Source organism: Mesorhizobium sp. M0761, from assembly GCF_040320205.1.
Classification (GTDB): Bacteria; Pseudomonadota; Alphaproteobacteria; order Rhizobiales; family Rhizobiaceae; genus Mesorhizobium.
Window position 1 is genome coordinate 15982 of sequence record NZ_JAMYPF010000035.1, and the last position, 12233, is coordinate 28214.

The 12233-nt window shown below is 57.8% G+C and carries 13 protein-coding genes and 1 pseudogene; 9 read left to right on the forward strand and 5 right to left on the reverse strand.

The window, feature by feature from the left end; genetic code table 11:
- Positions 1 to 75: 75 nt before the first annotated feature.
- Positions 76 to 315, reverse strand: coding sequence for a Flp family type IVb pilin (locus tag NKI32_RS30860; protein ID WP_353005114.1), 240 nt, complete (start codon positions 313 to 315; stop codon positions 76 to 78).
- Positions 316 to 401: 86 nt separating this feature from the next.
- Positions 402 to 584 carry a Flp family type IVb pilin gene (locus NKI32_RS30865; RefSeq protein WP_353005116.1) on the reverse strand — a complete coding sequence of 61 codons (183 nt, stop codon included), beginning with the start codon at positions 582 to 584 and terminating at the stop codon, positions 402 to 404.
- 504 nt (positions 585 to 1088) lie between these two features.
- Between NKI32_RS30865 and NKI32_RS30870 the strand changes: the two genes are divergently transcribed.
- The 7 genes from NKI32_RS30870 to NKI32_RS30900 all read left to right on the forward strand — a co-directional run bounded on the left by NKI32_RS30870 (position 1089) and on the right by NKI32_RS30900 (position 7493).
- The gene (locus NKI32_RS30870) at positions 1089 to 2465 is read left to right on the forward strand and encodes a TadA family conjugal transfer-associated ATPase (protein WP_023818940.1); all 1377 of its coding nucleotides are present in this window, start codon (positions 1089 to 1091) and stop codon (positions 2463 to 2465) included.
- Positions 2465 to 3436, forward strand: a complete 972-nt coding sequence (locus NKI32_RS30875) for a type II secretion system F family protein (RefSeq protein ID WP_353005118.1) — start codon at positions 2465 to 2467, stop codon at positions 3434 to 3436. The genes NKI32_RS30870 and NKI32_RS30875 overlap by 1 nt, the downstream gene beginning before the upstream one ends.
- Before the next feature lie 10 nt (positions 3437 to 3446).
- Positions 3447 to 4397 carry a type II secretion system F family protein gene (locus NKI32_RS30880; protein WP_353005120.1) on the forward strand — a complete coding sequence of 317 codons (951 nt, stop codon included), beginning with the start codon at positions 3447 to 3449 and terminating at the stop codon, positions 4395 to 4397.
- Between the two features lie 51 nt (positions 4398 to 4448).
- The gene (locus tag NKI32_RS30885) at positions 4449 to 5000 is read left to right on the forward strand and encodes a tetratricopeptide repeat protein (RefSeq protein ID WP_023818943.1); all 552 of its coding nucleotides are present in this window, start codon (positions 4449 to 4451) and stop codon (positions 4998 to 5000) included.
- A gap of 1 nt (position 5001) precedes the next feature.
- On the forward strand, positions 5002 to 5508 hold the full coding sequence (locus NKI32_RS30890) for a prepilin peptidase (protein WP_353005123.1): 507 nt from the start codon (positions 5002 to 5004) through the stop codon (positions 5506 to 5508).
- Between the two features lie 269 nt (positions 5509 to 5777).
- Positions 5778 to 6467: a methyltransferase family protein gene (locus tag NKI32_RS30895; protein WP_155924216.1), complete on the forward strand. Its 690-nt coding sequence runs from the start codon at positions 5778 to 5780 to the stop codon at positions 6465 to 6467.
- Between the two features lie 333 nt (positions 6468 to 6800).
- Positions 6801 to 7493 carry a phosphatase PAP2 family protein gene (locus tag NKI32_RS30900; RefSeq protein WP_353005125.1) on the forward strand — a complete coding sequence of 231 codons (693 nt, stop codon included), beginning with the start codon at positions 6801 to 6803 and terminating at the stop codon, positions 7491 to 7493.
- Positions 7494 to 7712: 219 nt separating this feature from the next.
- Here NKI32_RS30900 and NKI32_RS30905 read toward each other — a convergent pair.
- Both NKI32_RS30905 and NKI32_RS30910 read right to left on the reverse strand, forming a co-directional pair.
- Positions 7713 to 7849, reverse strand: a pseudogene (locus tag NKI32_RS30905) (winged helix-turn-helix domain-containing protein); the annotation flags it as partial.
- 1720 nt (positions 7850 to 9569) lie between these two features.
- Positions 9570 to 9809, reverse strand: a complete 240-nt coding sequence (locus tag NKI32_RS30910; RefSeq protein WP_023680991.1) for an exopolysaccharide production repressor protein — start codon at positions 9807 to 9809, stop codon at positions 9570 to 9572.
- Positions 9810 to 10103: 294 nt separating this feature from the next.
- Here NKI32_RS30910 and NKI32_RS30915 point away from each other — a divergent pair, with 294 nt between their 5' ends.
- Complete coding sequence (locus NKI32_RS30915) at positions 10104 to 10289, forward strand: hypothetical protein (protein WP_353005127.1); 186 nt, start codon at positions 10104 to 10106, stop codon at positions 10287 to 10289.
- A 188-nt stretch (positions 10290 to 10477) separates the two neighbouring features.
- Here NKI32_RS30915 and NKI32_RS30920 read toward each other — a convergent pair whose 3' ends face one another.
- Complete coding sequence (locus NKI32_RS30920) at positions 10478 to 10702, reverse strand: DUF768 domain-containing protein (protein ID WP_353005129.1); 225 nt, start codon at positions 10700 to 10702, stop codon at positions 10478 to 10480.
- 765 nt (positions 10703 to 11467) lie between these two features.
- Between NKI32_RS30920 and NKI32_RS30925 the strand changes: the two genes are divergently transcribed.
- On the forward strand, positions 11468 to 12233 hold a 766-nt coding region (locus tag NKI32_RS30925; RefSeq protein ID WP_353005131.1), incomplete at its 3' end, for an IS256 family transposase.

A 12233-nucleotide genomic window follows, 5' to 3' on the forward strand; every position in this document is an offset into this window, starting at 1 on the left:
AGATTGTGTTTGCGCAGTTCGCTGCGTTCCATCGACGCCGGGGGTGCCCTCGGTGTCGGTGGACCTGTCAAGATATCAGGGGTTAGCAACCAACGTCGTGGACAACGTCGTCCACTGGGTGCCGATCCAAGCGCCGACGACAACAATCGACGCAATCACTGCGATAGTGATGATGCCGAGCAGGATTGTATATTCGACCATTGCAGCGCCGTTTTCGTCATCGCGGAACTGCCGGGTCATAGTCATGAGCTTTTTCATGGCAATTTCTCCTTTTGGAGTTTGAACCCGACGAGACGAGCCAAGGATGAAATCCATACTCAAGCATCTCCGTCACTTTCAATCGCAAGCCCTAGTCCATCGACGCCGAGGATGTCCTCGGCGTCGATGGTGTCGTCAAGCCACTACGGGTTGGCAGCCAACGTCGTGGAAAGCGCCGTCCACCGAGCGCCGACCCAAGCGCCGACGACAACGATCGACGCAATCACTGCGATAGTGATGATGCCGAGCAGGATTGTATATTCGACCATTGCAGCGCCGTTTTCGTCGTCGCGGAACTGCCGGGTCATCGTCATGAGCTTCTTCATGTCAATTTCTCCCTTTTGGAGTTGAACCCGACGAGACAGAGCCAAGGAGGTAACCCCATACCCAAGCATCCCCCGTCATCTCAATCCTAGGTCGCGTGAAAAAGCAGAGTCAAACGGATTAACAGTTCCTTAACCTTGCAATACCTGATCGGGAGCGGCCTAAATTTCCACAAGATCTTGATTCGATTAATTTTTCAAGCGCCCTTAACCATTCGTTCATAATTCTGCCACAGGTGAGACAAAAGGCTAGCTATATTAGTCGTACGGCATATACCTTTATATCTAACGGCTTACGGGGAGTTGTCGACTGCGTACAGCCTTGTTGCGGTTTGAAAGGTTCCGAGAGGTGTCGTGGAAGGGTGCTTCATCCAAAATAAAACGTTTTTTTTGGAGACCCTCCTTAACTATGTTGTAAGTATCGTCGCCATGGCGCTGCGCGGCGCTTGTGCCTCCCTTGGTTAACGCTTAGTTTCAGGCTTGGGAAATTCAGGGGACTCGGGCGAGATGTTAGGCCGCTTCATCAAAGCACCGGACGAGCGTCAGGCTGTGCAGACTGCGGCCCCGCCAATCACAACACCGCTTGCGCCTGCTGCCGATCTGGCGCCGCAGGGCGACGAGTTCCTGGCGCTGAAAGTCGATCTCCACCGACATCTGATCGACCGGTTCAACCTGACCACCCTAGAAAGTGCGTCTAAGGATGAGATCCTGAATGAAATACGCCCGATCGTGCGCGAATTCGTACGTGGTCGCAATGTGCCGCTGAATGCTCGCGAGCTTGATCAATTGACCAGCGACACGGCCGACGAGATGCTGGGGCTCGGGCCGATCGAGCCGCTACTGAAAGACGACACCATTGCCGACATTTTGATCAATACGCACAAGCGGGTCTTCATCGAGCGCCGCGGCGTGATCGAGGAGACAGCGATCCGTTTCCGTGACGAGGCGCATCTGTTGCGTGTCATCAACAAGATCGTCTCGGCCATCGGTCGGCGCGTGGACGAATCGTCGCCTATGGTGGATGCGCGTTTGGCAGACGGATCGCGCGTGAATATCGCGGTGCGGCCGATCTCGGTGGATGGTCCGCTGGTGTCGATCCGCAAATTCTCGAAGAACCCCTATTCGCTCGAGCGCATGATGGCTTTCAATTCGATCCGCCAGCCGATGGTGGATCTGCTGCGGATCGCCGTGCAGGCGCGCAAATCGATCCTGGTTTCGGGCGGCACCGGCAGCGGCAAGACCACCTTGCTCAATGCTTTGTCCAGCTACATCCCTTCCAAGGAGCGCCTGATAACGATCGAGGATGCGGCCGAGTTGCAGCTGCAACAACCGCATGTCGGGCGGCTGGAGACGCGTCCGCCCAATGTCGAGGGCAAGGGCGAAGTGCGCCAGCGTGAATTGCTGAAGAATGCGCTTCGCATGCGGCCGGACCGCATTATCGTCGGCGAGGTTCGCGGCGAGGAAGCTTTTGACATGCTGCAGGCCATGAACACCGGCCACGAGGGGTCGATGACCACGATCCACGCCAACACGCCGCGTGATGCGATATCGCGGCTCGAGCAGATGGTCGGCATGGCTGGCATGCCGATGAGCCACGAATCCATTCGCGCACAGATTGCATCGGCCATCGATATTATAGTGCAGACGCAGCGCCTTTCCGATGGTGGCAGGCGGGTCGTTTCGATTTCGGAACTGACCGGCATGGAAGGCAATGTCGTCCAGCTTCAGGAGATCTATCATTTCGTCCGCCGCGACGTAGGTACGGACGGAACTATCATTGGCGACTTTCGTGCGACCGGTGTCCGGCCGAGATTTGCCCAGGAGGCGGCGACTTTGGGGCACCAATTCGCCAAAGACGCCTTCAATCCGCAGGTTTCGCTGTGATGCCGACCGGCCAGACTCTGCTCTACTTCATTTATGTGCTGGCAGCGGCATCCGTTATCCTCGCCGCCGAATCCCTCTACCTGTCTTTTGCGGGGCGGCGGGCGCGAGTAGGCGCGATCAATCGGCGGCTGAAGCGATTGGGAGAGGAATCTCCGGCCGAACAGAGTTTGCAAGGACTGTTGCAGGAGCGCGGGCTGACGGCATCAGGCGATTACCTTTTCGGCGCGGTTGCGCTGAATAGGCTTTATACGCAATCAGGCATTACTGGTAATCCGCTCGCATTTGCGTCGATGTTCCCGCTCGCTGGCTTGGTGCTGGCTTTGGTGCTGTCGTTGCTTCTGGGATTCTCGGCCATTGTGGCGGTCATAGCCTTCTTGCTTGTCGGGTTAGCGCTCCCACTTCTCGTCCTGAGGCGTGCCCGTAACAAGCGAATCCAGAAATTTGCAGCGCAGCTTCCTGACGCGCTCGATATGATTGTTCGGTCGCTACGCGCCGGTCACCCAACCACAGTGGCCATCGGCCTGGTTGCGCGCGAGATGCCTGATCCGCTCGGGACCGAATTCGGAATTGTGTCAGACGAAATCACCTTCGGCCTGAGCTTGGAGCAAGCGGTGCGGAAGCTTTCGGAAAGGGTCGGCTTCGAAGGGCTTCACCTTCTGTCTGTGTCTCTCTCAATCCAGGCCAAGACCGGTGGCAATCTGACGGAAATCTTGTCGAATCTCGCCTCCGTGTTGCGCGGACGGCGGACGCTCCGGATGAAGATAAAAGCGCTTTCGGCCGAGGGACGCATGTCGGCCTGGATCATTTCACTGTTTCCGGTTCTCATGCTCGGCATCCTCACGGGCCTCGCCCCGAGCTATTACGGAGATGTGTGGGGAAACCCACTTGTTTTGCCGGTGTTTCTGATCTTCGGACTCTGGGCGCTGCTGGGGGACTTCATCATGTACCGCATGGTCAATTTCGATTTCTGAGGGCACGAACTTGCTGACCAATATTGGAGACTCGGCCCTTATGCTCTCGCTTGCGGTCTTTCTGGCGGCGGCCGCATTTTTTGTCGTGGCCGCGTTGGTTTTGATGCCGGCCCTCCAGACCAGAAGAATGGTTACGCAAAGCCTTTTGTCCGAGGGCATCAGCAATCGGCGATCACTTGGCGCGCGGCAGGAACTCAACAGGATTTCGGCGCAGCGGCCTGTCGATGCCTATTTCCGCGCTCTGGAGAAGGAACGCGGCGAGCCAAATGCGCTTGAAGCCAAGTTGTTCCGGGCCGGATTCTATCAATCCAGTGCGCCGATCATTTACACATTGTCTCGCCTTGCCGCCGTGTGTGTCGGATTCTTGGTAACGTACGCGCTTCTTTCGCGCGTGTTGCCGAATCACTTGCAAGGCGGCATTGCCTTTGCTGGTGCGGCCCTGCTAGGACTTGGCTGTATCGTCATTCCGAGCATCGCGCTCGATCGATTCGAGAATGGCCAAAAGCAGGTTTATCGTCGCGCTTTTCCGGACTTCATGGATATGATGATCACCTGCGCCGATGCCGGCATGAGCCTGGAGGCGGCGGTTGAGCGCGTCGGCGCTGAACTGGCTGGTACCCATAAATGGCTCGGTATCCAGCTTTCGATCATGAATCTGCAGCTGCGCGCTGGAAAGCCGTTGCGGGAAGCGCTGCGTGAACTTGCCGACCGCATCGGTCTCGAAGAGGCGCGGGCCTTGGCGGTTTTGTTTCGGCAATCGGAAGAATTGGGCACCAGCCTGACGGAAGCCCTGCGCGTTTATAGTGACGAGATGCGCACGCAGCGGATCCTGCGCGCCGAGGAGCGCGCCAATGCTTTGCCGGTCAAGATGATGATTCCATTGGGCCTATGCATCTTCCCCGTCGTGATGATGGTGATCATGCTACCTGTGGTCATCCGCATGAAAGGCATTTTCTTCTAGTTGCGCATATGCTTTGGTCCTAATATGGGTCGGGGACTCAAGGGGAGATTTATGAAAAGGCCAATTGCAGTCGTGGCCTGCCTGTTCATGGCGGCACTCGTCGGCTGCCAGACGAACGGGGCGAACACCACCGACCGTGTCGTTCGCACCAACGAGCCGTCGAAAGGCGACGTGACGTCCTTTGGCGACGCTTTCGATGGGTTGAAAACGGTCAGCGACGTCGAATACTATGCGTCCGATCAGGCCGTTGCCGAAGCCAAGAACCAGTTTCGCGCGGAGAACTACGGCAATGCGGGAGCGCTGTTCTACAAGGCGACGCAACTGGCGCCCAACGATGGTGGCGCATGGATGGGCCTGGCCGCCTGCAGCGACCGCATCCACCGCTTTGACCTCGCCGACCGGGCCTACGCTCGAGCCTTCAAGCTGGTTGGCCCGTCGCCCGAATATTACAACAATGTCGGCTATTCCTACCTGCTGCGCGGCAAGCTGCAGGATGCGCGCAGCAATTTCCTCAAAGCCTACGAACTCGCGCCCAACGATCCGACCGTGGTCAACAATCTGAAGCTCCTGTCGTCCAGTGTGCAGAACATCGAGCGGCAGTAGAATGCTGCTTGCCGCTTCGCTGGTGCTGAAAGCGCTCGCCTTACCCTTGCTCGCGAGGATTGCGTGGCTCGACTTCACGACCCAGAAGATTTCCAACCGCGAAGTGCTCCTGCTGCTTTGCCTTGGACTGGGGTCACTGCAGTTCGTATCGATCCTGGTTGGATCATGGTGGGACATGGGCCTGAGCGCGCTGGCCGGCCTCGTCCTGTTTCTTGCTCTCTTCCCTTTCTGGGCATTGCGCAAGGTCGGTGCCGGCGATGTCAAGCTGATGGCGGTCATGCCATTCCTGACCGGCGGAGGCGGTCTTGCAGTGTTCTCTCTGCTGCTGCTGGTTTTCGCCCTCGCCACGGCGTTGATTGTGAAAAACCCGCTCTTGCTGCCTGAGGGCGCCTTCCGTTTCTACGTCCAGCACCTGGACCGCAAGGGCGTCGTGCCGTTTGGCGTACCTATTTCAGCAGCAGCAATCTGCACAATAGCGTTCCAGATCGCATACAGTCAAACGCACTAGGTGGGCCATTGCTCTAGCTCCGCCAGTTAACCTTCTGGAAACCATTAACTTGCGCTAAAACCGACGAAGTGCTTGGATCGTGTCTTGTCGGCGGGGCGCCGTATGGATTTTCTGAATCTCAAAGCACTGTTGATTACGGCTTTGATCTTCGTCCTGATCGAGCATCTGTTCGACCAACCACCCGGTCAGAAGATTCTCAGGAAACCCGTCTTCAACGACTAATCTAGCGTCTTCAACGGCATTCCCATAGTGCTTGGCGGGCAAATTCAATGAAGCTCCCTTCACCAGCGATACGTGATTTCATCGGGCGCGCAACGATGACGCTTTACTTCACGATCTGCGCGACATTGAAGGCCGGGGCCATAGTCATGGCTCCTCGCGATCTAGAATGGACGGTGGCGCGGATTATCGACGCCATGGCAGACGTTGCCGCTCTCGGCTTCCTCGTGCTTATTGTCGCGACAACAGTGGCCCGCCTTCCACCCGTGAAAACGGCGCAAGGGCTCGAGCCTCGGATTTCGGCCCTGATCGGGTGCTTCGCCACTGCAACTTTGATTGCTGTCCCCTCCGCTCAAATACTTCCGCAGCTTCAGCTTGTTGCCGACCTCATCACCGTCGTTGGTTTTGCCCTTTGCATTTGGTGCCTATGGTGGCTTGGACGATCGTTCAGCATCCTTGCCCAGGCGAGACGACTTGTTACCGCAGGTCCGTACCAGATTGTGCGGCACCCGCTATACGTCTGCGAGGCGATCGGCCTGCTTGGAATAATCGTTGGCAATCCGACATGGATAACCGTTGTAGTCGGCACAGTCGCCCTCACTTTCCAGTATAGGCGGATGGTGAACGAGGAGAAGGTTTTGCGCGCGGCCTTCCCCGAATACCAAGAGTACGCTCAGCGGGTCCCCATGCTCGTGCCGCGCCTCTCTGGCGCAGCGTTGCCAGTGTCCGGCCCACGGTAAGGAGAATTCACCCTATACAGCTTATGCGGTGAGGATATGAGAACAAGAAACTATCTTTGTGCGACGTTGACCATATCAGTCCTGCTGGGGCTCGTTGATATGCTGTGGCTGTCCCATTCGATGGTCCGCTTTTCACCACTTAATTGGTCCGACATTTTAGCAGTTGCACTATGCATTTTCCTATCTGGCATAGTTTCTTGGCTCATAACACGGCGTGTGCGGGACGACGGCTCTCCGACAGGCCAATTTGTTCGCAGGGCTTCCGATTTCCTTGGAAGTTTGACGCTTGCTGCTGCGACATTTGTCCCATTGCTGATCTGCACGACCATCCTAATGCATGTTGGCAGTGCCACCGAGCGCCCGCTTGCCGATCCGGTGCTTGCTTCCATCGACGCGCGTATGGGATTCGATTGGCTTTGGTTTCTATCCATTACCAACAACAAGTTGATAGCTCCGGTGTTAATCTTTGCATACCACGCGCTCGGGCCGCAGGTTCCGCTTGTCCTGTTGTTGAACATAGCCACAAACAGAAACGATAGGATTTTGGAGTTCGTCGCGCTGCTTGCAGTGTCATCCGTGCTGGCGGGAGCGACAATGGCGCTTGTACCGGCTGAAGGTGCCTACGCCTACTTTAAGCCGACTGCAGAGCAATTCAACCACTTCACCGTCCAAGCTGGGATGTGGCACTACGAGACTTTGATGGCACTGCGATCCGGCGAACCGTTCGATCTTGTCATGGCCAAAAGCAACGGATTGGTTACCTTCCCTTCCTACCACACTGCGCTCGGCATCATGGTCGTCTACGCGCTTCGCGACTATCGCTGGTTGTCTTGGCCTTTAGGCGGCCTGAATGCGATAATGGTCATCTCCACACTTCCCGAAGGCGGGCATCACCTGATCGACGTGTTTGCTGGAGCATTGGTAGGCGTGGCGTCCATCTTTGCCGTCAGAATGATCGGTGCTTATGAGCGGGTCCATGTCGATGGCGCCGCGAGGATCGGCAGCGAGACGGCCAGATTGCGCTGACACTCGCCCGAGGGTGCCTTCCGGCTCTATGTACAGCATCTGGCCGCAAGGGCCTCGTCCCGTTCGGCGTGCCGATCTCGATGGCTGCGATTTGCACGATAGTCTTCGAGATCTACAAAGATCTGGTGCTGGCTGGCAGCTCTGGAATCCTGGATCGGCTTAACTGAACCTCGGCAATCCGCTCGGCCGTCGCGAGGCCGAACGTCGAAAGCGCAACCGCTATTCCACGCTGAGCCGATACCCGATGCCGCACACGGTCTGCAACAGACCGGATTGGACGGATCGCGCTCGATCTCGCGGCGCAGCCGGTTGATCTCGACGTCTATGGTGCGCTCGCCGACTTCGGAATCGTCACCTCAGGGAGCCCCGCCAGGACTTGTGGCGCCCCGTCCGCGCTTCGGCCCTCGATCTTGCCGCCACGCTGTTCCTGGGCCTCGCAGTCGGCCTTGGTGTTGGCTTTGGAATGGCGATCGCGGGTTAGATCGCGTCCTTCCTTCGTTTGTATGTTGGCATTGGTAGCAGTGCGCATATGTTTGCCAGCCGGCGCTAAGTATCACCGGTCAGGCCCAGTGGCCCGCCCGTTAGCCCCCGCAACAAGGCTGCTGGGCCGTCCTATGTACCGCCGAGGCGAAAAAAGCCGCTGCGCGACAAGCAGACGGCGCCCTTCGCTTTAGACTGAGCGTCGCCGATAGCAGAAGGGTGCTTCGTTGATGGTGGGTTTCACGATGTAGCGGTCTCATCAGTCACTTAGATGCAATAATAGGCATCTGGGCGGCCTTGGCCGGCTGCTCGAACGGCGAGCAACGATATGAGATTTCAGAGGGTTCGATCGCGGCCTGCATGAACCCTGGCCAGTCGCAGCCAACTACCATCTTGCTCGACCGACAGACCGCTCAGACGTGGTACTTGGTGCGTACAGCCAGAGGACGTGCTCGGCGACGTCGGGATTTCCCGTGACGACATCACGACGTTTGCGTTCCGCAGCCCGGCGTCGAGACGTAGGGGCTGAGCAATAAAAAGCCCGCCACTGTGAGGCAGCGGGTTCTCTTTCGGAAATGATGAGCTGCCTTTTACGGCCGGCCTTGATGGGGCGGGGTTGCGGATGTCTCTGGCCGGACATTCGACGTCATTGAAGCGAGGCACTCCTCCAGACGTTCCAGCCGCGCCTTCTGGCATCGCAGTGTGTGCGCGACGTCATGCAGCCTGGATTTACCCTGAGAGTTGGCGGCAGCGATCAAGTCTATTTGGAGCCGACTGATCTCGCTCCGCAGATCGCGAGCGTCAGCTTCCATCAGACCCCTGATCCATCCAGCCCCGCGCATTCCAGCACACCATCCACCGAGCCCTGCGTCGCACGATAGCAGCGAGTTTGCTAACAACCATGCCATGAACCTTCTCGAATTTTACGCATTGCTAATATATAAAAAGCCCGCCACCGTCAGGCATCCGGGCAGTTTTTGCCCGTTCGGATCGATCTGTGAGGTTTGTCACAGGACGCATCGACGTATCGGCGTAGGCTACGTGCAGTTTCCTGCAGCGGTAAAGGGAGTGGTCCGATGCTTGTGAACCTTCCTATGCTAGTGAATCTTCCTCTTGTCGCAGTTGGTCCCCTTGCCGATTGGGTCCGTCATCGAGCCGAGAAGAAGGCGCTGTTGAAGGCAACGGACGAGTTGAGCGCGTCACCAGACGACATGCTCAGCGACATCGGGATTTCCCGTGACGACATCACGACGTTTGCGTTCCGCAGCCGGCGTCGAGACGTAGGGGCTGAGCAATAAAAAAGCCCGCCACCGTGAGGCTGCGAGCCAAATTATTCGAGAATTAAACTGGATCGTTCCAGCTTCTGTAGCGCGGGAAGCGCCAGCTAATGGTTTGCGGATGACCGCCTCCAAACATAGCGAGCACAACGCACCCGTCCTCCAGTTCCGCGTCTGGATCAATGATAAGGCTTTCAGCCCGAAGCTCGGGGTAGGTGTCTGTCACCGCAAACACGTTGTAGGCCCACTTGCTGGCGGCACTGCGAGGCAAAACTGCTGCCCCAGGGCCACGTGACCGTGCCGAGACGGTCGCGGGCTATCAGATGCCGTCGAGGTTCTCTTGAGCCGCGACCGAAATTCGACTAGTCGAGTCAGCCGCTTCCGATGATCGCCAGTATATCAAGCAAACGACCAGCCCGGCGTACCCGACTTGCAGAACGATCAGCGCAAGGACCGCACAGCCGAGCGCGGTCCAAATTGAACCGGCTTCGATGTAGGTCCAGATCGCCACAATGATCGCAGTGGCAGACATGCCGACCAGAAACTGTGGAAAATACATTCCTCACGCATTTCATTAATTTAGCGATTGCGCAATTAGCTGATTCTAAAATATCGCTGCAGCATGATGTCGCATCGGTTAGCGCTACCCATCCATAGAAATGGCCGCTGCAGTCTTTGGTGTGGGGGCCGCACCGGCCACCGCGCGGGAAGATACAGCCCCCGCGCTGCCTAAGATATAATCATATTAGCGATCACGCAATTAACCATGTAGGCGCTCCCAAGCCGAAACTCAGGGAATCCCTCTTGAAGGCTCAAACGAGAGGACAAGCTAATACCCTCGAGAGGCGCGGGCATGGACGACGGTATGGGCGAGCATCTTGGGGTTTTCGACCTTGACGCTTTGCGCAAGGCTTTCCCCGAGTTCGTAGAAGAGCATAAAGCCACGGATCATCCTGAGTGGGGCGAACTCGCCAAGCTGTTCCTCGAAAAACAACGAGAGCGGCACCAAGAACCGGACCCTACCCAGCCGGAGGGGTGAACGCACCAGCGCTGTGTGACCGGACCTGCGCAGAAGCCATGACCAGAACAAACCGGGGATTCACGGATTCGCGGTTTCGATCTACATTTGCTCTGAGATGGCATGGCGTGGCGCTGGCCGGTTAGGTAGCGAGCCCCCTTGTCAGGCAGTCCGGCATGTAGGACATGACCGGCACGTCGGGGAAGCCTTCAGGCTAAGTCCACCCTTTCGGCGCCACGACGATTCACTTCGATAATCAATTCGAAGATGCTTTCAAGCTCACCGTTGATCTCGTCGGCAGGAATGCCGGCCTTCTCGGCAGCTGTCATCAACTGGTCTTTCAAGTCGCCAACCGAGATGCGGTCTCCCCGCGCCACAATGGGCAGTTGTTTGGCTACCCACTTATCGAGAAACTTCAGGCCACGGACGCTCATTTGTTAGCAACCTCTCCGCACCCGCCCGAGGCCGGGTGACACCCGATCGCAAAAGCGTGACGATTCCCTCCTATGACTTCCCGCATTCGGTTGTCGATTCGACTTCGAAGGCCGTGATCGGCCAGCATATGGAATTAGTTAGTCGGCCCGGTCACGCGCATCGACGGCGACAAGGTAACCGTCAGCCTCCGGCCACTGGTGACTGTCGACGCCGGGCACGTGCACGTTGTTGAGAGCCATGTGGGGTCGCCACGGCGAAAAAAGCCGATTGTTGACAAAGCCTAACGGCGCTGCTTGAGGAGATCAAAGGTCTCGTCGCAGGGGCAGCCGCCGGAAAGAATGGGATTCGGGCCGCTTTGGATAATTATGCGGTTCGCGAGCCAGCACCGCGACCAGCACCGAGCAGTCGAGTTCCTCGTTGAACGAAATGTGCGGGTCGGCCTCTGGCAAGATCTGAGCCAAGCGTAGCGATTTCAACCTGGCTGTCTTGGCGGCACGTTCTGCGCATTCAACCTCATTGATCGCTTTCGCGGACCGCACTGCACCTCGGCGATCTCCCAGCCAACACATTTCCTGGTAGCCTCATTCTCACCTCCCCCCGACGCAAATTTCTACATTCGGATGAACCATGTCGCCCTTCATTCTGATGAAGCCCAAGCTCAAACAGGGTAGTGTGCTGAGAGTTCTGCAAATTCGCTGAGAGGGGGCGGTCATGGCAGGCTGGTGATTGTTCACGTCACCTGATTCCCGCGAAGGAACGCCACCATGACCAAGACTGAAGTTAAGACCGCCAGCGCTGCCGTCAAAGACATTTTGCTTTCGAACCCGGATGGATTGCACGAAGTGCTCCGTGCGGTGATGCAGGAGGTGCTTGAGGCCGAGATGGACGAGGCGCTGGGTGCCTCGAAGAGCGAGCGCACGCCCGAACGGCTTGGCTATCGCTCGGGCTATTACGGCCGTACCCTTGTGACGCGGGTCGGCAAGCTCGAGCTGCGGGTTCCGCAGGACCGGGCCGGGCGCTTCTCCACCGAGCTGTTCGAGCGCTACCAGCGTTCCGAGCGGGCCTTGGTGGCGACACTGGCGGAGATGTATGTGCAGGGCGTGTCGACCCGCAAGGTGAAGGCGATCACGGAAGAACTGTGCGGCCATGCCTTCTCGGCCTCGTCGATCTCGGCCATCAACAAGCGGCTGGACGAGAGCCTCGCTGCCTTTGCCAGGCGCCCCCTTCAAGAGCCGTTTCCTTACCTCATCCTCGATGCGCGCTACGAGAAGGTGCGTGAAGCCGGTGTTGTCATGAGCCAGGCGGTGCTGATCGCGGTCGGTATCGACTGGGACGGAAGGCGCCAGATCCTGGCCGTGGAGATGGCCAATCGCGAGAGCCGCTCGGCCTGGAGGGACTTCCTCGTCGGCCTCAAGGCGCGCGGCCTCAAGGGCGTCGAGTTGGTTGTGTCCGACGATCACGCCGGCCTGGTGGCAGCGATCGGCGAGGTGATCCCCGAAGCCGCCTGGCAACGCTGCTACGTGCACTTCC